Source organism: Phyllobacterium sp. 21LDTY02-6 (genome assembly GCF_023554255.2).
GTDB lineage: Bacteria > Pseudomonadota > Alphaproteobacteria > Rhizobiales > Rhizobiaceae > Phyllobacterium.
Map to the genome: position 1 here is coordinate 1,235,548 of NZ_JAMJWD020000001.1, position 21,608 is coordinate 1,257,155.

22 protein-coding genes and 1 tRNA gene are annotated in these 21,608 nt (G+C 61.4%); 8 read left to right on the plus strand and 15 right to left on the minus strand.

Translation table 11 applies throughout. The annotated features are described in order from the left end of the window. Window position 1: 1 nt before the first annotated feature. The 15 genes from nuoK to M8997_RS06040 all read right to left on the minus strand — a co-directional run bounded on the left by nuoK (window position 2) and on the right by M8997_RS06040 (window position 12,992). The gene (nuoK, locus tag M8997_RS05970) at window positions 2–310 is read right to left on the minus strand and encodes an NADH-quinone oxidoreductase subunit NuoK (protein ID WP_099999304.1); all 309 of its coding nucleotides are present in this window, start codon (window positions 308–310) and stop codon (window positions 2–4) included. A gap of 2 nt (window positions 311–312) precedes the next feature. After that, the gene (locus tag M8997_RS05975; protein WP_250018637.1) at window positions 313–933 is read right to left on the minus strand and encodes an NADH-quinone oxidoreductase subunit J; all 621 of its coding nucleotides are present in this window, start codon (window positions 931–933) and stop codon (window positions 313–315) included. A gap of 152 nt (window positions 934–1,085) precedes the next feature. Beyond that, window positions 1,086–1,577, minus strand: coding sequence for an NADH-quinone oxidoreductase subunit NuoI (gene nuoI / locus M8997_RS05980; RefSeq protein WP_250018636.1), 492 nt, complete (start codon window positions 1,575–1,577; stop codon window positions 1,086–1,088). Beyond that, window positions 1,574–2,620, minus strand: a complete 1,047-nt coding sequence (gene nuoH / locus M8997_RS05985) for an NADH-quinone oxidoreductase subunit NuoH (RefSeq protein WP_250018635.1) — start codon at window positions 2,618–2,620, stop codon at window positions 1,574–1,576. The genes nuoI and nuoH overlap by 4 nt, the downstream gene beginning before the upstream one ends. Window positions 2,621–2,636: 16 nt before the next feature. Beyond that, on the minus strand, window positions 2,637–4,730 hold the full coding sequence (nuoG, locus tag M8997_RS05990; protein ID WP_250018634.1) for an NADH-quinone oxidoreductase subunit NuoG: 2,094 nt from the start codon (window positions 4,728–4,730) through the stop codon (window positions 2,637–2,639). Continuing rightward, window positions 4,730–4,894, minus strand: a complete 165-nt coding sequence (locus M8997_RS05995) for a hypothetical protein (RefSeq protein WP_250018633.1) — start codon at window positions 4,892–4,894, stop codon at window positions 4,730–4,732. The genes nuoG and M8997_RS05995 overlap by 1 nt, the downstream gene beginning before the upstream one ends. After that, window positions 4,894–5,460, minus strand: coding sequence for a hypothetical protein (locus M8997_RS06000; protein WP_250018632.1), 567 nt, complete (start codon window positions 5,458–5,460; stop codon window positions 4,894–4,896). Before M8997_RS06000 ends, M8997_RS05995 begins: the two co-directional genes overlap by 1 nt. A gap of 11 nt (window positions 5,461–5,471) precedes the next feature. Beyond that, window positions 5,472–6,773, minus strand: a complete 1,302-nt coding sequence (nuoF, locus tag M8997_RS06005) for an NADH-quinone oxidoreductase subunit NuoF (protein WP_250018631.1) — start codon at window positions 6,771–6,773, stop codon at window positions 5,472–5,474. A gap of 57 nt (window positions 6,774–6,830) precedes the next feature. Next, window positions 6,831–8,003: an NADH-quinone oxidoreductase subunit E gene (locus M8997_RS06010; protein WP_250018630.1), complete on the minus strand. Its 1,173-nt coding sequence runs from the start codon at window positions 8,001–8,003 to the stop codon at window positions 6,831–6,833. Further along, window positions 8,003–9,193, minus strand: a complete 1,191-nt coding sequence (locus M8997_RS06015) for an NADH-quinone oxidoreductase subunit D (RefSeq protein WP_250018629.1) — start codon at window positions 9,191–9,193, stop codon at window positions 8,003–8,005. The genes M8997_RS06010 and M8997_RS06015 overlap by 1 nt, the downstream gene beginning before the upstream one ends. Window positions 9,194–9,279: 86 nt before the next feature. Then, window positions 9,280–9,885 (minus strand): NADH-quinone oxidoreductase subunit C, encoded by a 606-nt coding sequence (locus M8997_RS06020; RefSeq protein ID WP_250018628.1) that lies wholly within the window; start codon window positions 9,883–9,885, stop codon window positions 9,280–9,282. A 10-nt stretch (window positions 9,886–9,895) separates the two neighbouring features. Then, the gene (locus tag M8997_RS06025; protein WP_250018627.1) at window positions 9,896–10,477 is read right to left on the minus strand and encodes an NADH-quinone oxidoreductase subunit B family protein; all 582 of its coding nucleotides are present in this window, start codon (window positions 10,475–10,477) and stop codon (window positions 9,896–9,898) included. Next, window positions 10,468–10,833, minus strand: a complete 366-nt coding sequence (locus M8997_RS06030) for an NADH-quinone oxidoreductase subunit A (RefSeq protein WP_250018626.1) — start codon at window positions 10,831–10,833, stop codon at window positions 10,468–10,470. The genes M8997_RS06025 and M8997_RS06030 overlap by 10 nt, the downstream gene beginning before the upstream one ends. Before the next feature lie 437 nt (window positions 10,834–11,270). Next, the gene (locus M8997_RS06035) at window positions 11,271–12,500 is read right to left on the minus strand and encodes an MFS transporter (RefSeq protein ID WP_250018625.1); all 1,230 of its coding nucleotides are present in this window, start codon (window positions 12,498–12,500) and stop codon (window positions 11,271–11,273) included. Between the two features lie 135 nt (window positions 12,501–12,635). After that, window positions 12,636–12,992 carry a hypothetical protein gene (locus tag M8997_RS06040; RefSeq protein ID WP_250018624.1) on the minus strand — a complete coding sequence of 119 codons (357 nt, stop codon included), beginning with the start codon at window positions 12,990–12,992 and terminating at the stop codon, window positions 12,636–12,638. Window positions 12,993–13,109: 117 nt separating this feature from the next. Here M8997_RS06040 and phaC point away from each other — a divergent pair, with 117 nt between their 5' ends. The 8 genes from phaC to M8997_RS06080 all read left to right on the plus strand — a co-directional run bounded on the left by phaC (window position 13,110) and on the right by M8997_RS06080 (window position 21,592). Further along, window positions 13,110–14,930, plus strand: a complete 1,821-nt coding sequence (phaC, locus tag M8997_RS06045; RefSeq protein ID WP_250018623.1) for a class I poly(R)-hydroxyalkanoic acid synthase — start codon at window positions 13,110–13,112, stop codon at window positions 14,928–14,930. Between the two features lie 302 nt (window positions 14,931–15,232). Beyond that, window positions 15,233–16,546, plus strand: a complete 1,314-nt coding sequence (locus M8997_RS06050; RefSeq protein ID WP_250018622.1) for a YcbK family protein — start codon at window positions 15,233–15,235, stop codon at window positions 16,544–16,546. A gap of 122 nt (window positions 16,547–16,668) precedes the next feature. Beyond that, window positions 16,669–16,744: transfer RNA gene (locus tag M8997_RS06055), tRNA-Glu, on the plus strand. A 606-nt stretch (window positions 16,745–17,350) separates the two neighbouring features. After that, window positions 17,351–17,503, plus strand: a complete 153-nt coding sequence (locus M8997_RS06060; RefSeq protein WP_250018621.1) for a hypothetical protein — start codon at window positions 17,351–17,353, stop codon at window positions 17,501–17,503. 908 nt (window positions 17,504–18,411) lie between these two features. After that, window positions 18,412–19,113, plus strand: a complete 702-nt coding sequence (sfsA, locus tag M8997_RS06065) for a DNA/RNA nuclease SfsA (RefSeq protein ID WP_250018620.1) — start codon at window positions 18,412–18,414, stop codon at window positions 19,111–19,113. A gap of 15 nt (window positions 19,114–19,128) precedes the next feature. Further along, window positions 19,129–19,959, plus strand: a complete 831-nt coding sequence (gene map / locus M8997_RS06070) for a type I methionyl aminopeptidase (RefSeq protein WP_250018619.1) — start codon at window positions 19,129–19,131, stop codon at window positions 19,957–19,959. Between the two features lie 12 nt (window positions 19,960–19,971). Further along, complete coding sequence (gene radC, locus M8997_RS06075) at window positions 19,972–20,778, plus strand: DNA repair protein RadC (RefSeq protein ID WP_371929497.1); 807 nt, start codon at window positions 19,972–19,974, stop codon at window positions 20,776–20,778. Between the two features lie 91 nt (window positions 20,779–20,869). Next, window positions 20,870–21,592 carry a 3-keto-5-aminohexanoate cleavage protein gene (locus M8997_RS06080; protein WP_250018617.1) on the plus strand — a complete coding sequence of 241 codons (723 nt, stop codon included), beginning with the start codon at window positions 20,870–20,872 and terminating at the stop codon, window positions 21,590–21,592. The last annotated feature ends 16 nt before the right edge of the window (window positions 21,593–21,608 follow it).

Genomic DNA, 21,608 nt, shown 5'->3' on the forward strand with positions numbered 1-21,608 from the left:
GTCAACCTTTCATCATGTTGACGTCTTCCACGGCAATCGACCCCCGATTGCGGTAGAACACGACTAGAATTGCAAGACCGATCGCCGCCTCGGCGGCAGCCACGGTCAGGACAAACAATGCGAAGATCTGCCCGACGAGATCGCCGAGAGCAGCCGAAAAAGCTACGAAATTCAGGTTCACGGCCAAAAGGATGAGCTCGACCGACATCAGGATGACGATGACATTCTTGCGGTTCAGGAAGATACCGAAGATGCCGAGCGTGAAGAGCAGCGCCGAAACCGTGAGATAATGTGCGATACCGATTTCCATAATCAAATACCCTTGCCTGTTTCGACCTGCTTGACCTCGATCGCCGTTTCCGGCGTGCGGCGGACCTGCTGCGTTATGTTCTGGCGCTTGACGCCTTCCTTGTGGCGCAAGGTCAGCACGATGGCGCCGATCATCGCGACCAGCAGGACAAGCCCGGCGATCTGGAAGAAGTACACGTAATCCGTGTAGAGAATATCGCCGAGCGCCGCCGTATTGCTGCGTGTCGCGGCATCCGGCGATGGCTGCACGGCGACCGAAGCGACATTGGGCGCGAAGACCGATCCGGCCAGGACGACGATGAGCTCGGCAGCGAGAATGATGCCGACGAGCGCGCCGATGGGCGCATATTGCAGCGCTCCCCTTTTCAGTTCCGCGAAATCCACGTCGAGCATCATGACGACGAAGAGGAAGAGAACCGCAACGGCGCCGACATAGACGACCAGCAGGATCATTGCCAGGAATTCAGCGCCAGTCAGCAGGAACAGGCCCGCCGCATTGAAGAATGCCAGGATCAAGAACAGTACGGAATGTACGGGGTTGCGGGCCGCGATCACCATGAAAGCACTGGCGATCGTTATAAAGGCGAAGAGGTAGAAAAACGCCGCCGCTATACCTGTCAGCATGGGTTTCCTCGATTTCCAATCCGGCAGCATGAACTGCCATTCTCACAGCCGCTCCGCCACGGGCGGACCGACCTTCCAAATTTTCACGCCTCTTAGCGCAAGTTTCCCCTCGGTAGAAGCTACCTTGGAAGGACACAAGCGCGCACGCACACTCAGCGGTAAGGCGCATCCAATGCTATGTTGCGCGCCAGTTCGCGTTCCCAACGATCGCCATTCGCCAGAAGCCTCTCCTTGTCATAGTAGAGTTCTTCGCGGGTCTCGGTGGCGAATTCGAAATTCGGCCCCTCGACGATGGCATCCACCGGGCAAGCCTCCTGGCAGAAACCGCAATAGATGCACTTCACCATGTCGATGTCATAACGGACGGTGCGGCGCGTTCCGTCATTGCGGCGCGGGCCGGCCTCGATGGTGATCGCCTGTGCCGGGCAGATCGCCTCGCACAATTTGCAGGCGATGCAGCGTTCCTCGCCATTGGGATAGCGGCGCAACGCATGCTCGCCGCGGAAGCGCGGGCTGAGCGGCCCCTTTTCGAACGGGTAGTTCAGCGTCGCCTTCGGCGCGAAGAACTGCCGCATCGACAAGAAGAATGCGCCGACAAATTCCAGAAGCAGGAGTGATTTTGCAGCTTGTGCAAGCGAACTCATGGCGTAAGACCCGTTATTTTAAGGAAGGCCGCGGTGGCGACGACCATGAAGAGCGAGATTGGCAGGAACACCTTCCAGCCGAGGCGCATCAACTGGTCGTAGCGATAGCGCGGAACAAATGCTTTCACCATGGCGAACATGAAGAAGCAGAAGAACAGCTTGAGCAGGAACCAGACGACGCCCGGCACCCAGTTGAGGAACCATACATCGACCGGAGGCAGCCATCCGCCGAGGAACATGATGGTGGTCAGGGCGCACATCAGCACGATGGCGACATATTCACCAAGGAAGAACAGCAGGAATGCCGTCGACGAATATTCGATCATGTGGCCGGCGACGAGCTCCGACTCGGCTTCCACCAGGTCGAATGGCGGACGGTTGGTCTCGGCAAGGGCGGAGACGAAGAAGATGATGAACATCGGGAACAGGCCGAGCCAATGCCAGTCGAGGAAGCTGTTCGGCAGGCCGACCATCGTGCCCAGTCCGTCCTTCTGCGACAGGACAATATCGGTCAGGTTGAGCGAACCGACGCAGAGGAGAACGGTGACGATGACGAAGCCGATCGACACCTCGTAGGACACCATCTGCGCCGCCGAGCGAAGCGCGCCGAGGAACGGATATTTCGAGTTCGAGGCCCAGCCGGCCATGATGACGCCATAGACCTCCAGCGAGGAGATCGCCAGGACGTAGAGAATGCCGACATTGATATTGGCTACCGCCCAGCCCTCATTCACCGGAACGACGGCCCAGGCCGCCATGGCGAGAACCGACGACACCAGCGGCGCGAGCAGGAAGATGCCCTTGTTGGCGCCCGACGGGATGATCGGCTCCTTGACGACGAATTTCAGAAGGTCGGCGAAGGATTGCAGCAGGCCGAAGGGCCCGACCACATTCGGGCCGCGACGAAGCTGTACCGCCGCCCAGATCTTGCGATCCGCATAAAGCAGATAGGCGATGATGAGCAGCATCACGACCAGCAGCAGGAGCGACTTCCCGAGGATGATCAGAAACGGCAGGATGTAGGTTGCGAATATATCTTCCATATCAGTCTCTTCCCGCCTATTCGGCTGCCTGCTTGAAGCCGCCCTTGGCGAGCGCGGAACATTCGGCCATGACAGCCGAGGCACGTGCGATCGGGTTGGTCAGGTAGAAATCGGCGACGGGCGAAACGAAACCGGTCTTGTCGACAGGCCCGGTCACGCTCGCCAGCTTCCTTATATCGTCAGGGTTCCCAGCCTCAATCGTATCAATTGCCGCAAGGTGTGGATATTCGCCGTAAAGACGGGCACGCAGCGCCGCGAGCGAGTCGAAGGGCAGCTTCTGGCCAAGTACATCCGACAGGGCGCGCAGGATCGCCCAATCCTCCTTGGCGTCGCCGGGCGCGAAGCCGGCGCGGGCCGCCATCTGCACCCGTCCTTCCGTATTCACATAGGTTCCGGACTTCTCCGTATAGGCGGCGCCCGGCAGGATCACGTCGGCATTGTGCGCGCCCTGATCGCCATGCGTGCCGATATAGACCGTGAAGGCCCTATTGCCCTCGGCGGACCGGTCGCCCCAGTTCAATTCATCCGCGCCGAGCAGGAACACGACGTCCATCGCATCCTTCATCTCGGCGACCGTCTTGCCGCCTTCGCCGGGCACGAAGCCGATGTCGAGCGCGCCGACGCGGCTGGCAGCCGTGTGGATCACGCCGAAACCGTTCCAGTCCGCGCCGATCGCAGCGGTATCGGCGGCGAGCTTCGCTGCCAGTCCAAGCACCGCAGCGCTGTCCGGGCGGTTCAGCGCGCCCTGCCCGATCAGGATCATCGGGTTCTTGGCCTTCTGCAGCACGGAAAGGAACTTGAGCGAACCGGCCGCGAGATCGGCGAGCGTTTCCGCCCCGGCGCCGAGATATTCGTAGTTGAAGCGCATGTCGGCCTTCTCGCCGATGACGGCGATCGGAATGCCCGCCGCACGCCAGCGCTTGCGGATGCGCGCATTGAGCAGCGACGCTTCAAAGCGCGGATTGGAGCCGATGATCAGGATGGCGTCGGCCTGTTCGATACCGTCGATCGTCGGATTGAAGACATAGCTCGCGCGGCCATTGGCGTTGGTGAGGACCGAACCGTCCTGCCGGGCGTCGATATTGGCCGAGCCGAGCGACTGCATCAGCTGCTTCAGCGCATACATTTCCTCGACGGTCGCAAGATCGCCGGCAATTGCGCCGATCCTGTCGCCGCTCGTCGCCGAAACCGCTGCCTTGATCGCGGCGAAGGCCTCCGGCCAGGTGGCTGCGACAAGCCTGCCATTCGTGCGCACATAGGGGCGGTCGAGGCGCTGCGTGCGCAGTCCGTCCCAGATGAAGCGGGTCTTGTCGGAAATCCACTCTTCATTGACCTGTTCGTTGACGCGCGGCAGGATACGCATGACTTCGCGGCCACGCGTATCGACGCGGATAGCGGAACCGACGGCGTCCATGACGTCGATCGATTCGGTCTTGCTCAGCTCCCACGGACGCGCCTGGAAGGCGTAGGGCTTGGACGTCAGCGCACCAACCGGGCAGAGGTCGATGACATTGCCCTGCAGTTCGGAGGTCATCGCCTGCTCGAGATAGGTGGTGATCTCGGCATCTTCGCCGCGGCCGATCAGCCCCAGTTCCGAAATGCCGGCAACTTCCGTGGTGAAGCGGACGCAGCGCGTGCAATGGATGCAGCGGGTCATGATCGTCTTGACCAGCGGCCCGATATATTTGTCCTCGACGGCGCGCTTGTTCTCCTTGTAGCGCGAAGAATCGACGCCAAAGGCCATCGCCTGGTCCTGCAGGTCGCACTCGCCGCCCTGGTCGCAGATCGGGCAATCCAGCGGGTGGTTGATCAGCAGGAACTCCATCACGCCTTCGCGGGCCTTCTTGACCATGGGCGTATTGGTGAAGATTTCCGGCGTCTCGCCGTTCGGACCCGGGCGCAGATCGCGCACGCCCATGGCGCAGGATGCGGCAGGCTTGGGCGGCCCGCCCTTCACCTCGATGAGGCACATGCGGCAATTGCCGGCGATCGACAGGCGCTCATGGAAGCAGAAGCGCGGCACCTCGGCGCCTGCCGCTTCCGCTGCCTGCAGCAGCGTGTAGTGATCCGGTACCTCAAGCTCGTTACCGTCGACTTTGATCTTCGCCATTATTCTTCTCCGGCACCTGTTGCCGCTTCAAAAGCTGCATGCACATCCGCAAAACCGGTACCGGCATCAAGCGGCACCAAGGCGCGGATATCAGTCCCCGACCTGCCCCGGCAAAGCCCTGCCGGCTGGTCGTCGAACAATCTTCCAATTTCTCCGGACAGCATCAGCGCGCTCCATCCGATATGACGAGCGCCGCCGCCTGGCCGGTCCAGTCGTCGCGCCGGATACGGCCGCCAAGCCGCAACCGCGCATCGATCTCGGCTATTTCTTCCGAGGTCCAGGCCGCCACCTGTTCATAGGTGAAGATGCCCATCCCATTCAGCACCTGCTCGGCCTTGGGACCAAGGCCGGAAATCCGCTTCAGATCGTCCTTGACGGCAATGGCGGACGATACTTCTTTCTTTTCCAATGCTTGCACCGGAGTCTTCACCTGATCCGTGATATCCGGCCGGGCGCGGATCATCTGTTTCAGCCGGTCGAGTTCGTCAGCGCGTTCGCCCCGCGAGGGCTGGGCCGGAACATGGGCCTCCCCCGTCCGCGCAGCGTCGAGGCCGCCGGCGAGCGCACCTGCCCAGAACCCCCAGAACTGGCTGGCAACACCGAGACCGACGACCGAGGCCGCAGCCGCGGCGCCCATGACGGGGCCGAACAGATTGGCAGCCGGAGCGAACTGTCGTGGCAGCAGCGCCATGACATCGACTTCGCTCGTCCTGTTCCGGGATTTGCTCATCGGCGTCCGCCTCACTCTGCCGCGACGAGAACGGGGCTGGCCGAGGCATTGCGCGAGAACTCGTCGATACGCCGCTCGATTTCCGGGCGGAAGTGACGGATGAGTCCCTGCACCGGCCAGGCGGCCGCGTCGCCGAGCGCACAGATGGTATGGCCCTCAATCTGCTTGGTCACGTCGAGCAGCATGTCGATTTCGCGCTTCTGGGCATTGCCGGTGACCATGCGTTCCATGACCCGCCACATCCAGCCGGTGCCTTCGCGGCATGGCGTGCACTGGCCGCAGCTCTCATGCTTGAAGAAGTAGGACAGCCGCGCAATCGCCCGCACGATGTCGGTGGACTTGTCCATGACGATGACGGCAGCCGTGCCGAAGGAGGATTTCACCCCGCGCAGGCCATCGAAATCCATCGGGCAATCGATGATGTCCGCCGCGGGGACGACCGGGCAGGATGCGCCGCCGGGGATGACCGCCAGCAGGTTGTCCCAGCCGCCGCGAATGCCGCCAGCATGCTTCTCGATCAGTTCGCGGAACGGGATGCCCATTGCCTCTTCGACCGTGCAGGGACGGTTGACGTGGCCCGAGACCATGAACAGCTTGGTGCCGACATTGTTCGGGCGGCCGATGCTGGAGAACCAGGAAGCGCCGCGGCGCAGGATCGTCGGCGCAACGGCAATGGATTCGACGTTGTTGACCGTCGTCGGGCAGCCGTAGAGACCCATATTGGCCGGGAATGGCGGCTTCAGCCGTGGCTGGCCCTTCTTGCCTTCAAGGCTTTCGAGCAGCGCGGTCTCCTCGCCGCAGATATAGGCGCCGGCGCCATGATGGACGAAGATGTCGTAATCCCAGCCGTTCTTGTTGTTCTTGCCGAGCAGGCCCGCATCGTAGCACTCGTCGATCGCCCGCTGCAGCGCCTCGCGCTCGCGAATGTATTCGCCGCGGACATAGATGTAGCAGGTGTGCGCGCCCATGGCGAAACCGGCGATGAGGCAGCCTTCGATCAGCGTGTGCGGATCGTGCCGCATAATATCGCGGTCCTTGCAGGTGCCGGGCTCGGATTCGTCGGCATTGATGACGAGATAATGCGGACGGCCATCGCTTTCCTTCGGCATGAAGGACCATTTAAGCCCGGTCGGGAAGCCGGCACCGCCGCGCCCGCGCAGGCCGGAAGCCTTCATTTCCTCGATGATCCAGTCCCTGCCCTTGGCGATGATGCCGGCAGTGCCGTCCCAATGGCCACGAGACATTGCGCCCTTCAACGATTTGTCGTGAAGGCCATAAATATTGGTGAAGATGCGGTCTTTATCAGCAAGCATTTCACACCGTCCTATTCTCTTCGTGCACCTGTCGAACGCCGGAAGCGTCCGAATTCATCATCGCGGCGTCTTGCCGAATACCCTGATGTATTCCGCTTCGCCGCCCTTGGCCAATGCCTTGGCCTGTTTCACCCATTCCTCGCGCTCGATGCGGCCGTGGAACTTCAGATAGCCGTCGACCCATTCGCGCTCGGCCTTCTTCCACGACGCGATCTGCGCATAGGTGAATATGCCCAGTTCATGCAAAGTCTGCTCGATCTTCGGCCCGACGCCGGAAATCAGCTTCAAATCGTCGACCTGCGCCGGACGCTCGACGGCAGCCGGCCGGTTCCTGTCGGTCAGAGACAGGGCCTTCGGGTCCGCCTCGATCGACTGTACCGTTGGTTTCTCGCCAGGCGAACCCTCTGCCAGCGGCGGGTTCTTGATGGTCCGCCGCGTGGTCGATTGTTTCGGCGCAGGCGTGGACGTGGCGGCTTCCGCGCCTTTCGGCGCCTTCACCGTGGATGGCGACTTGATCGCGGGATCGGTCGCCTCCGCATGGGTCACGGGCTTGGCGGCGTTGGAAGGGGGCACCGCCGCCGCTCCCGCATCGCCGGACGATGCCTTGTTGGCGTTGGCCGCCCTTTCGGTCAGCGAGGTCAATCCGCCTTCGGGCGCGGAGAAATGCCGTTCGATCTGCGGCCCTACCGGCAGTTCGGCGCCCTTGCCCGCCTCATAGGCATCGATGATCTCTTCGAGGCGCTCCGGCGTCAGATCTTCGTAGGTATCCTTGAAAACCATGACCATCGGGGCGTTGACGCAGGCACCGAGGCATTCCACCTCTTCCCATGACAGCGTGCCGCTCTCGTTGAGATGGAACTGTTCATGATGGATCTTGCTCTGGCAGACCTTCTTCAGGTCCTCCGAGCCGCGCAGCATGCAGGGCGTCGTGCCGCAGACCTGGATATGCGCGCGCGTCCCGACCGGCTTCAGCTGGAACTGCGTATAGAATGTCGCGACTTCCAGCACGCGGATCATCGGCATGTCGAGCATTTCGGCGACATGCTCGATGGCGGCCTTCGTCACCCAGCCTTCCTGCTCCTGCGCCCGCATCAGCAGCGGTATCACAGCGGATTGTTCGCGGCCCTTGGGATATTTCTTGATTGCAAGCTTCGCCCAGGCGCTGTTTTCGCGGTTGAACGCGAATGTCCCCGGCTGGAAATTATCTTCTGCGAGACGACGGACTGACATTAACGATCAACCTCACCAAATACGATATCGAGCGAGCCGAGCACGGCGGAAACGTCGGCCAGCATATGACCACGGCACAGGAAATCCATGGCTTGAAGATGGGCGAAACCGGGCGCGCGCAGCTTGACGCGATAGGGCTTGTTGGAACCATCGGCGACGACGAACACGCCGAATTCGCCCTTCGGGGCTTCCACGGCGGCGTAAACTTCGCCGGCGGGAACGTGATAGCCTTCCGTATAGAGCTTGAAGTGATGGATGAGCGCTTCCATCGAACGCTTCATCTCGCCGCGCTTCGGCGGCACGATCTTGGCGGAGGTGTTGGACACCGGCCCGACCTTCTCGGCACCGAGCAGCCGGTCGACGCACTGGCGCATGATGCGAACCGACTGGCGCATCTCTTCCATGCGGATCAGATAGCGGTCGTAGCAATCGCCATTCTTGCCGATCGGTACATCGAACTCCATCTCGGAATAGCACTCATAGGGCTGCGATTTGCGCAGGTCCCACGCGGCGCCGGAACCACGGACCATGACGCCGGAGAATCCCCAGGCCCAGGCCTCTTCCAGCGAAACGACGCCGATATCGACGTTGCGCTGCTTGAAGATGCGGTTCGGCGTGATCAGATCGTCGAGGTTCTTGACGGTCTCAAGGAACGGATCGCACCATTTGCCGATATCTTCGATCAGCTGGTCCGGCACGTCCTGATGGACGCCGCCCGGACGGAAATAGGCCGCGTGCATGCGGGCGCCGCTCGCGCGCTCGTAGAAGACCATCAGCTTCTCGCGTTCTTCGAAGCCCCACAGCGGCGGCGTCAGCGCGCCGACGTCCATGGCCTGCGTGGTGACGTTGAGAAGATGCGAGAGAATACGGCCGATCTCGGAGAAAAGCACACGGATCAGCTGGCCGCGCATCGGCACTTCGAGGCCGAGCAGACGCTCCACCGCGAGCGCGAAGGCATGTTCCTGGTTCATCGGCGCCACGTAATCGAGGCGGTCGAGATAGGGCACGGCCTGAAGATAGGTCTTGGCTTCCATCAGCTTTTCGGTGCCGCGGTGCAGAAGACCGATATGCGGGTCCACGCGCGCGACCACCTCGCCATCCAGCTCAAGCACAAGGCGCAGAACGCCGTGCGCCGCAGGATGTTGCGGCCCGAAATTGATGTTGAAGTTGCGAACGTTGTGTTCAGTCATCGCTAGGCCATTTCTTGAAACTGACGATCCAAAGCAGGATTCAGGCAAACAGGCGGGATTTTGGAGAACGAACCCACTGTCTCCCCCTATTGCTTCGCTTTTTCGTCGCCCGGAAGCACATAATCCGTGCCTTCCCATGGTGACTCGAAATCGAACTTACGGAATTCCTGACGCAATTCGACGGGCTCGTAGACGACCCGCTTCATCTCGTCATCGTAGCGAACTTCGACGAAACCGGTAAGCGGGAAATCCTTGCGCAGCGGATGTCCCTCGAAACCGTAATCGGTGAGAATCCGGCGCAGATCCGGATGGCCGGAGAACAGCACGCCGTAAAGGTCGTAGGTCTCGCGCTCATACCAGTCGGCGCCCGGATAGACCGGCGTCGCCGACGGTATCGGCGTATCCTCGTCCGTCGCGACCTTGACGCGGACGCGCAAGTTCTGCCGTGGCGACAGAAGGTGGTAGACCACGTCGAACCGGTGCACCCGCGACGGATAGTCGACGCCGCAAATGTCGATGAGGCATACGAACTGGCACTGCACATCGTCGCGCAGGAAGGTCAGAAGGTCGAGCAGGCCGTCCCTCTCCACCTCGAGATTGAGTTCGCCATAGGCGACCTCGACCGATTTGAGCGACAGCGCAGGCTTTTCGCTCAGATAGGCTGAAAGCTCGGTCAGCGCTTCTTCGAACATCGTCACCATCCTATCGCTCGATCGTCCCGGTGCGGCGGATCTTCTTCTGCAGCATCAGGACGCCGTAGAGCAGCGCTTCCGCCGTGGGCGGGCAGCCCGGCACGTAGATATCGACCGGCACCACGCGGTCGCAGCCACGCACCACCGAATAGGAATAGTGATAATAGCCGCCGCCATTGGCGCAGGAGCCCATGGAGATGACATAGCGCGGCTCCGGCATCTGGTCGTAGACCTTGCGAAGCGCAGGCGCCATCTTGTTCGTCAGCGTGCCGGCGACGATCATCACGTCGGACTGGCGCGGTGAGGCGCGCGGCGCGAAGCCGAAACGCTCGCCGTCATAGCGCGGCATGGAGGTGTGCATCATTTCCACGGCGCAGCAGGCGAGACCGAAGGTCATCCACATCAGCGAACCGGTGCGCGCCCAGGTGACGAGCGCATCGGCCGAAGTCAGGATGAAACCCTTGTCGGCCAGCTCATTGTTTATCTCGCCGAAGAAAGCATCGTCGGAGCCGATCGGCTTGCCCGAATTCGGGTCGATTATACCTTTTGGCTGCGGCGCAACCAGGGTGGTATTGCTGTTGGTCAATCCCATTCCAGCGCTCCCTTCTTCCATTCATAAATGAAGCCGATCGTCAGCACGGCCAGGAAAACCATCATCGACCAGAAGCCGAACCATCCGACGGCGCCGAACGATATCGCCCAGGGGAAGAGAAAGGCCACTTCGAGATCGAAGATGATGAACAGGATCGAGACGAGGTAGAAGCGAACGTCGAACTTCATGCGGGCGTCGTCGAAAGCATTGAAGCCGCATTCATAGGCCGAGAGCTTCTCGGCGTCCGGCGCGCTATATGCCACCAGGAATGGGGCGACAAGAAGCGCCACACCAATCAGCAGCGCCACACCGATAAAGATTACGATGGGCAGATAGGAACTTAAGAGCTCGTTCATGATCCGTCTTTTTCCGCCTATTGAACTCAGGCTGACAAGAATGCCATGTCATAAAAACAGTCGCCGCAAACACGCGACAGGCCACGCCAACCTTCCGGCTGGACGTTGGGCGAGGGTTAGCGCGTTAGCGCCAAGCACGCAAGTGCAACAATCACGTTCTGAACCGCCCCTACCCGCTGCAGAATATGCGCCCAGCCTGCAAAAACACCAGCAAAAATCACGATTCTTCTCACTTTCTGATCGAAAATCACCCTAAAAACGCTCTTTAGAATGATATTAATGTGACCCGGTTCCTTCGCCGCACCGACCTCTAAAATCCTAACTGCGACATTCGGTCCTACGAACGATCCGGGCCGGTCCTGCGAACGATCCATGCACGGTCAGGAGGCGGCAATAAACCGGGTAGCGGACATCGGGCCAGGCATCGGAATTGCCGGCTAGCCCTGGACGCCCGCAAGCGGCTCGAGCGCCATCTCCTGGTCGAGCACCTCGCCGATCTCCGCCGGGGTATTCGCGCGCCGCCCGCGGCTGTCCAGCCATGCCGACCAGGCCGCAAAGCCGAGGCCGACAACGGCAAGCGCAGCGCCGACGAAGGGAAGCTGCTGATAGGAGACGCCGAGCGTCAGCGCGGCGCCGCCGATCCAGGCGCCGGCGGCATTGCCGAAATTGAAGGCGCCCTGATTGAGCGTGGCCGCAAGGTTTGGCGCTTCGTCGGCCGATTCCACCACCCGCATCTGCAGCGGCGGAACGATGACGAAGGTCAGGACGCCCCAGAAGAACACCAGCACGATCGTCGCCGTGGCAAAGCCCGCGACCTCGGCCAGGACGACATGCGTCACGGCAAGGGCGACCAGCGTCGCCAACACCGTCGGCATCAGCTTCCAGTCGGCCAGCCTGCCGCCGACCACATTGCCGACGGTCATGCCCGCGCCGAAGAGCAGCAGTACCCAGGTGACGCTGCCGGTCGAAATGCCGGAAACATCGGTCAGGATCGGCTTGATATAGGTGAAGACCGCAAACAGGCTGCCTGACGCCAGCGCCGATATCAGCATGGCGAGCCAGACCTGCAGCTTGGCCAGAACCTTGACCTCATTGAGTATGCCCGCCCCCTTCTGCCCCTCGCCCGCCGACGGCACCAGGACATGGATCGCGATGACCGCGGCAATGCCTATGACGACGACGGCAAAGAAGGTCGAGCGCCAGCCATAGACTTCGCCGAGCGCCGTGCCGGCCGGCACGCCGAGAATATTGGCAAGGGTCAGGCCGGCAAACATCAGGGCGATCGCGCTGGCCCGCTTGTGGCGTGGCACGAGGCTGGCCGCGACAACGGAACCGATGCCGAAGAACGCTCCATGTCCAAAGGCGGTCACGACGCGCGCCAGCATCAGCAGCCAGTAGTTCGGCGCGATGGCGCAGAAGAGATTGCCGATGACGAACAGCATGGCCAGCCCGACCAGTACCGGCTTGCGCGGCATCGATGCGGTGGCGATGGCGATGATCGGCGCGCCGAGAACGACGCCGAGCGCATAGCCGGTGACCAGCAGGCCGGCGCTCGGGATCGAAACCGACAGGTCGGCGGCGACTTCGGGCAGAAGTCCCATGATCACGAATTCGGTGGTTCCGATACAGAAGGAGGCTATCGCTAGGGCGAGAATCGGCAAGGGCATGGCTGGGGACCGCAGAAGGTTGAAAAATGCGATGCTGCATTGGGGCCGGTGCGCGCACAAATGATATTAATGCAACGCAGCGTTGCATTAACGGACAGGCTGCTTGCAGCTACCGGTTTTCAGGCTGTTGGCGGGCTATTGGCCTTCCACCGTCTGGCCCTCGATATCCTTGAGGTCCTGCGCCTGCTGCTCGCGCAATTGCCTTATCTCCGCCTGTTTGCGCGCCGCGGCTGCCGGGTCTGCCGACGGGCCAGCCTGCCTGCCCTTGGCGGCGGCGAGGCGCTGTTGCAGCGCAGTCTTCTCCTCGGGCGTGAATTGAGTCGTCTCGCCCTTCGGGTCCGGAGTGAAGTGCGGATAGGTGCCGGTATTGACCGGGCCGACCAGCGGCGAGCTGGCACCCGGCGCCGGAGGCGTATTGGCGCAGGCGCTCAAGGCCGCAATCAGGGATGCAACTGCCAAGCCACGGGCAAGCGGTTCAAGCGTCATAATCATCGTTTATCCTGACTGCTGTATCGATATTTCTCATGGCTACACCAATTGCGCCTTGGAGGGATAGCACCATCTTATGTTATCATGTCAAGAATGCTGTGACCGGGAGGAAGCGACTGCATGGATAATCAGGGCGGCAAGGGAGGCAAGTTCCCGAACCTCGACAGCTACGTCGTCAAGGATCCGGATGCTTTCGCGCGCAACGTCGCCCATATGATCGAGCAGGCCGGCAAGGCTGCCTCTGCCTGGGTCGAGCCCCGCGAAAAAGGCATGAAGCGCGACACGCTCGCCGATCCCGTCGCCGATGTGGTGAAAACCTTCTCCAAGGTCACCGAATACTGGCTGGCGGAGCCATCGCGCGCGGTCGAGGCGCAGACGAAGCTCTTCGCCAGCTATATGCAGATATGGGCCAATTCCATCAGGCGTCTCGGCGGCGAGGAGGTCGAGGCCGTCGCCGAACCGGACAGGAACGACAAGCGCTTCAACGATGAAGACTGGGGCCGCAATGCGTTCTTCGATTTCCTGAAACAGGCCTATCTCGTCACCTCGCGCTGGGCCATCGACCTGGTGGAAAACGCCGAGGGGCTCGACGAACATACGCGCCACAAGGCCTCGTTCTACGTCAAGCAGCTGACGGCGGCGGCGTCGCCGAGCAACTTCCTCCTGACCAATCCGGAACTCTACAAGGAGACGGTTGCCAGCAATGGCGAGAATCTCGTCAGGGGCATGAAGATGCTCGCCGAGGACATTGCGGCCGGCGGCGGCGATCTGCGCCTGCGCCAGTCCGACCTGACCAAGTTCGCGCTCGGCGAAAATATTGCGACGACGCCCGGCAAGGTCGTGGCGAGAAGCGAAGTCGCGGAAATCATCCAATACGAACCGACCACGAAAGAGGTGTTGAAGCGCCCTCTCCTGATCTGCCCGCCATGGATCAACAAATTCTACATACTCGATCTCAACCCGGAAAAGTCGTTCATCAAATGGGCGGTCGATCATGGCCACACGGTATTCGTGATTTCCTGGGTCAATCCCGACCAGCGCCATGCGCAGAAGGACTGGACGGCCTATGTCAATGAGGGATTGCGCTACGCCCTCGACACGGTGGAGAAGATCACCGGCGAAACGGACATCAACGCCATCGGCTATTGCGTCGGCGGGACGCTGCTGAGCGCCGCGCTCGCCCTCTTCGCCAAGGAAGGCGAGGACCGGATAAAAAGCGCCACTCTCTTCACCACCCAGGTCGATTTCACCCATGCGGGCGACCTGAAGGTCTTTGTCGACGAGGACCAGATCCGGGCATTGGAGAATGCCATGTCGGCGGAAGGCTTCCTCGAAGGCACGCGGATGGCGACGGCGTTCAACATGCTGCGCTCCGGCGACCTGATCTGGCCCTATGTGGTCAATAATTACATGCGCGGCCGCGAGCCCGTGCCGTTCGACCTGCTCTACTGGAATGCCGACGCCACGCGCATGAGCGCCGCCAACCACTCCTACTATCTGCGCAATTGCTATCTCGACAACAATCTGGTGCGCGGGATGATGCGGCTGGCGGGCGAGCAACTCTCGCTGAAGGACGTGAAGATACCGATCTACAATCTGGCGGCGAAGGAAGATCACATCGCGCCGGCGCTGTCGGTTTTCACCGGCTGCCATCATTTCGGCGGCGACGTCACCTATGTCCTCTCCGGTTCCGGCCACATTGCCGGGGTGGTCAATCCGCCAGGCAAGAACAAGTATCAGTACTGGACCGGCGGCGCGCCAGAGGGGTCGTTCGAGGACTGGCTGGCGCGCACCGAGGAACATCCCGGCTCGTGGTGGAATCACTGGCACGATTGGATCACGGCGCTGGACGATGCGCGCGTCGCCGCGCGCCAACCCGGCGCGAATCACGTCGAAGTGCTGGCCGATGCACCCGGCACCTATGTGCGCGTCCGGGTCTGATATCGTATCGGCCCAAGCAAGATCGCCTGTATATCAAGGTTAACAACAAAGGCAGGAAAGTGTCGTATCACGCTTTTGCCTCATTCTGGTTATAGTTCGTGTCTTGTGCAGCCGAGCAAAAACAACTAGTTCTTTTTGCTCTCTATGGGTGTATTACGCACCTCGACAGGACTTCGCGAGCTTACTGCTCTTATAGAAGCGTTCTGACCAGGCATCGGCCGGTATAGAATGCCAGGACGGGGGAATCGTTGAAAATACTGCGGCGCTCAATCTCTGCCCTTCGGGCAAGCACAATCGCATGTATGGTCGGGCTCGCTTCCCTCGCCGCCACATCCTGTACGTCGACTGTCTCCAATCCAAACCTCACCGCCGGCCTCGCCCCGACTGCGACGTCCACCGCGACACCGGCCGCATCCGCACCTGACGGCGAGCAGGAAAAGGCGGCGCAAACCGGCGCAATGGCCTCCGGCGGCACGCAGGAAGTCGGGCCGCGCGCCCTGGCATTGGCCGGCAGCACCGAGACCAACGCGCTCCAGGCGCTGAATGCCGCCGCCAAGCCTGCCGAGGCTGCCAAGGCTCAGGATGGCGCCAAGGCCGAGACGGCCACCGCCGCTGCGGAACCGGCTGCGGCCGCGCCCGCCCCGCAGGAGACGAAGACGTCGCTGTTCGGATCGAGCAAGGCCAAGGACACGCCGGTTCAGACCGCAAGCGCGGCGCAGGGCGCCGAACAGCCTGTCCGCACCTCGCTCTTCGGCAGCTCGACGGCAAGTGCTTCCACCGGCGCGTCCACTGGCGCCTCCACCGGGGCACCGGCTGCTGCTGGAGCCGACGCAGCGACCGACGCTGGTACCGAGGCCCGCGCCGAGGGTGATGTAAGCGCCGACGACGCCAGCACGAAGACGGAAGCGGCCTATGCCGCGCCGGCACAGGCGAAGGCGACGCCGCCGAAATCCAACGGCGCGTTGCTGAGGCTCTTCTCCAACAACAATTCCCGGCCGGCTTCAAAACGCCTCGTCGCGGTCATCGATCCGCAGTCGAAGCCGGAGCTGCGCGCCACGAAAGCCGCATCGGGCGATGATTCTGCATTGCCGTCGGCTGAATCCTACGAGGGCAAGAGCGAACGTCTGGCGTCCCTGCCCGGCGTCCGCCCGAATGCCGGCATCCAGATCATGCAGCGCGACAGCCTCTATGACGATGACGATGTCGAGGCAGCGGGCACTCCGGTGATTCTCGCATCCGCGGCCGGTCTGGCGCGCCTCGCGCCCAACGGGCTCAAGGTCCAGCGCGAATCGGTCGATGTCGCCTGCCTGAAGCCGCAGCTCGTCGGCATGCTGAAGGCGATCGAACGCAAATACGGCAAGAACGTCATCGTCACCTCCGGCTATCGCAGCCCGCCCTACAATCGCAAGGTGAACGGCGCGAAGGCATCGCTGCACATGTCCTGTGCCGCCGCCGACATCCAGGTGCCCGGCGTTTCGAAGTGGGAACTGGCGAATTTCGCCCGCAACATGTCCGGCCGTGGCGGCGTCGGAACCTATTGCCATACCGAATCAGTGCACGTCGATATCGGCCCGCGCCGCGACTGGAACTGGCGCTGCTCGCGCCGACGCGGCTGAGATCGGCGATGCCGGATCGCGCGCCCGACAAAATTCTGCACAAAATCGACTTTTTCAAAAAAAGAATGACTTATGGGGTTGCGGCGGAAAAACTGTTTCACTATAAGCCGCTTACCTGCGGGGCGCCCATCGTCTAGCGGTCTAGGACGCCGCCCTTTCACGGCGGAAACAGGGGTTCGATTCCCCTTGGGCGTACCAGGTTCTTTCCCTGGATATTCAAGCATTTAGATGACCGAGCTCACAAGCGGGCTGGCCAATGAAAAATGGCCGACTGTCCAGCCGGCCATCTTTGAAACCTTTTGCGCGAGCGCCTAGTTGGCGGGCGCCGGCTGTGATGGTGCGGGTTCCGCAGGGGCCGGCGTGGCAGGCGTAGAGGGTTCGGTTGTGGTCGCCGGCGGCGTTGCAGTCCCTTCCGATGGCTTGTTGTCACATGCGGTCAAGGTAAAGGCGGCAAGTGCCACGATTGGGAGTAGGATCTTGTAATTCATGAGCGTCCTCCTTCAGGGTGATGTCCCTATCAATAAGATGTGATAGTCCCGCCCTTTAGAACAGCCCCACTTTTTCAAGCTTTGTCACGCCATGTTAGACAAAGTTATGAGGCTGAAATGATGAGGTGGCATATCATAAAATCACTGCCACGATTCCCATCGGGCAGCAGGGCTCGGTTAAACCTCCAAGCGGGCCCGATTCTCCCACCCCAGAGCAAATTTACCTGCCTTTTTTCGAAAGGCAGGTCTTTTGCCTGCCCCCGAAGCGGCCAGATTGCATCATAATCCTGGCTGTATTGGCGGCGATAACCGCTGCATGAGATTCACGAAAGACACCAGGACCACCATCATATTCCTCGCAGCCGGTCTCATGGCTGCAACACTCGTCATGCTGTCGGACGGGCCGCTGGCTCGAACCAACCTCCTGCACGCACCCCATGCACCGCATTCCGCGAGCCTGCAGAAATAGCGTTCTGCCAGCCGCCAACGCCAACTGCCACCCTGGGAAGCTACTCTCCCTCATGCTGGGAGCCCGTGCTGGCAGAACCACCACCCTGCAAACCCCTACCTCCCTCATCCTGAGCCTGGTGAGCCCGCCGAACCACGAAGGGCGCTGCAACGGTGATGCAGTCCCTTGTTTGGTTGCATCAAAATAGTGCGTGCTTCGACAAGCTCAGCATGAGGGAGGTTGGCTCATCATGGGGGGAGCTAACCTTCAGGGGATTTTGTGGTGGCAGCCAGAACAGGTGCCTGAATAGCCAAAATCCGCACCACGCCCGCAAAATCGCGTCTGGTCATTGAAAATGGGGGGAGACGGGCGGTCTTCAGCGCGTCAGTAGGTATCAGGGTCGAGGTCCGAAGACCGCCCGCGACGTCTTTGCCTGCCATTGTTGCGCTTGTCAGACGCAACAACCCGGAAAACGAAGCGCTACCTCCGTTTCCATCTGCAGTTTGCCGGCCAATCGGGGTTGTCACTTCCGATCTTCCGGCAACGCCACCCTTTCCCAGCAATCGAAACAGCACCGGAAGCTGCTCCCCCACTGGAAAGGATTTGTGCAGAATAACCCTGTTCCAAAGTGGTGGGATAAGTTCGTGTTATTTATTTTGGCAGCCGAGGGGAAGAATGAGCGAAATCAGTGGCTTGCAGGGCAAAATATTTTCTGAGGCCGAAAATCCATCCCACCGGGAGGGTCGTGCGGTGCATGAACAGAGCGCGTGCTTCCACCCGCCCCGGGATGAGGATGATTGATTTGATTGCAGAAAAAGCATGGAGCCCGCGCTGAAGGCTCGCAAATCCATCCCCCTTGCCGACCGCCACCCCGCAAAAGTCCCCGGCGGCGCTTTATTCGCAGCGGCGATTCGGCTAATCCTCCGGTCATGAACTTCATGGATCCCCTCGTCACCGGCAGGCTTGTGCAAAGATACAAGCGCTTCCTCGCCGATATCGTGCTCGATGATGGCCGCGCCATTACCAGTTCCGTCCCCAATACCGGATCGATGCTCGGATTGACCGATCCGGGCATCAGGGTATGGCTGTCGCATAGCGGCGATGCGAAGCGCAAATATCCGCATACGCTGCAAATCGTCGAGGTCGGCGGCGAAATGGTCGGCGTCAATACCGGCCTGCCGAACAGGATCGCGGAAGAGGCCATCCTTTCGGGGCTCATCCCGGAACTTTCGGGCTATGGCGGGCTGCGCCGCGAGCAAAGATACGGCGCCGGTTCCCGCATCGATCTTCTCTTGAGCGATCCCGTGCGCGGCGACGCCTATGTCGAAGTCAAGAATGTCCACTTCTCGCGCACCCCGGGTCTCGCGGAATTTCCCGATTCGCCGACGGCGCGCGGTGCAAAGCATCTGGACGAACTCGGCAACATGGTGGAAAATGGCCATCGTGGCGTGATGTTCTACGTCGTTCAGCGTGGCGACTGCGATTGCCTCGGCATTTGCGGCGACCTCGACCCGCTCTACCGGGCGGCGTTCGACAGAGCGATGTCGCGCGGGGTTGAAGCTTACGCCGTAAAATGCCACATCACTCCGGCAGGAATTGCTGCAATCGCCGCGATCCCTATCATTATCTAGCAATCGGACGACGCCATGGTCACCTATCTCGATGCACAACATGCGCCGCTGAAGAATACCGGACAGATCCGGCTTCACGGTCCGGAGGCCTTCGAGGCCATGCGCAAGGCGTGCCAGCTTACGGCTCGCTGCCTCGACGAGCTTGCCTCCATCGTCGCGCCGGGCGTTACCACCAATACGATCGACCGCTTCGTCTTCGAGTTCGGCGCCGACCATGGCGCCCTGCCCGCCACGCTGAATTATCGCGGCTACACCAAATCCAGCTGCACCTCGATCAACCATGTCGTCTGCCACGGCATCCCGGACGACAAGCCGCTGCGCGAGGGCGACATCGTCAATATCGACGTCACCTATATCGTCGATGGCTGGCATGGCGATTCGAGCCGCATGTATCCGGTCGGAACGATCAAGCGCGCCGCCGAACGCCTGCTGGAAGTCACCCATGAGAGCCTGATGCGCGGCATAGCGGCCGTGCGCCCCGGCGCACGCACCGGCGCGATCGGCGCGGCCATACAATCCTATGCGGAATCGGAACGCTGTTCCGTGGTCAGGGATTTCTGCGGTCATGGCGTCGGCCAGATCTTCCATGATGCGCCGAATATCCTTCATTACGGCACGCCGCATGAAGGCATCGAATTGCGGCAAGGCATGATCTTCACCATCGAGCCCATGATCAATCTCGGCAAGCCGCATGTGAAGGTGCTGGCCGATGGCTGGACGGCCGTCACGCGCGACCGTTCGCTCACCGCGCAGTACGAACACACGGTGGGCGTCACGGCGGATGGCTGCGAAGTATTCACATTGTCGCCCGCGGGCCTGTTCGCCCCGCGATTGAAACTCGAATAGAACTGGGTGGCCATGAGCGAAGAAGACAAGCAAAAACCTTTCTTCCTCAACGAAACAGCCGCCCCACCCCCTTCCAAACAACCAGCCGTTGAAGTCGGTAGCGATGTTCACAACGCGCAGCCGCATATGCCCTATGCCGCCGAGCCGACGCCGCACTATCTCGGACACCGCGAGCGCATGAAGGAGCGTTTTCAGCGCTCGGGCCATGCGGGTCTTGCCGACTACGAACTGCTGGAGATGCTGCTCTATCGCTCCATCCGCCAGGGCGATACCAAGCCGCTGGCGAAAGCGCTGCTGGCGCGGTTCGGCTCCCTCGGCGAGGTGCTCGGGGCGCCGGAAAATCTCCTGCGCGAGGTAAAGGGCTGCGGTCCCGCCACGGCATTCGACCTGAAATTCGCCGCCGCCCTCGCCCAGCGCATCATCCGCAGCGAGATACATGAAAAGACGGTGCTGAGTTCATGGAACAAGGTCATGGATTACTGCGTCGCCGCAATGGCATTCGAACTGCGCGAGCAATTCCGGATATTGTTCCTCGACAAGAAGAACGCCCTCATCGCCGATGAAATCCAGCAGACGGGAACGGTGGATCATACCCCGGTCTACCCGCGCGAGGTGATTGCGCGAGCGCTGCAACTATCGGCGAGCGCGCTGGTTTTAGTGCATAATCATCCATCCGGTGACCCGACCCCGTCCAAGGCCGATATCGAGATGACGAAGACGATTGCCGGCATCGGCGCGCAGATGGGAATCGCGGTCCATGACCACATCATCATCGGCAAGAAGGGCCATGCCAGCATGAAGGGGCTGAAGCTCTTCTGACATCGCCGCCCGTTCCTGCCCCTGATGTCAGGAATAGCGGCGACGTCGGGGCCATCGGGTGTAGACTTCGGGCTTCTTGAGGAGGAGTACCATGTTACAAGCCTGCCTGAACGGCGATCGCAACCCGGATTTCCACGCCAGGGTGCCCTGCACCGCGGCCGAGCTCGCCGCCGATGCGCGAGATTGCATTGCCGCCGGCGCGGACGAGTTGCACATCCATCCGAGGGACAGCCAGCGCCGCGAAACGCTCGATCCGAATGTGGTGGCGGAGACGATCGGCGTAATCCGCCAGGCGGTTCCGGGCGTGCCGATCGGCCTTTCCACCCATTGGCGCATCCCGCCGGGCGGCCTCGCGCGCCAGCGCTCCATCTCCGCCTGGAGCGTGCTGCCGGATTATGTCTCGATCAACCTCATCGAGCCCGACGCGGCCGACATGATCGCTCTCGTGCTGTCGAAAGGCATCGCCGTCGAGGCGGGACTATGGTCGGTGGCAGATGCAAGGCGGTTCGTCGCCCTGCGGCAGGCGCGATCCTGCCTGCGCGTGCTCATCGAGATCAACGAGCAGGATGTGGCGGAAGGACTGCAGGTGGCGACGGGAATTCTGGCCGTGCTCGAAGCCGGCGGCATGTCGCTGCCGATATTGCTGCATGGCGACCAGGCCAGCGCCTGGCCGATGTTCAGGCAGGCCATCATCATGGGGCATGATACGCGCATCGGGCTCGAGGACGACAATCGCCTGCCGGACGGCGAACCGGCTGCGGGCAATGCCGAACTGATCAAGGCCGCAGTCGAGCTTGCACACAGCCTGAAATGAAACGGGCCGCACAAGG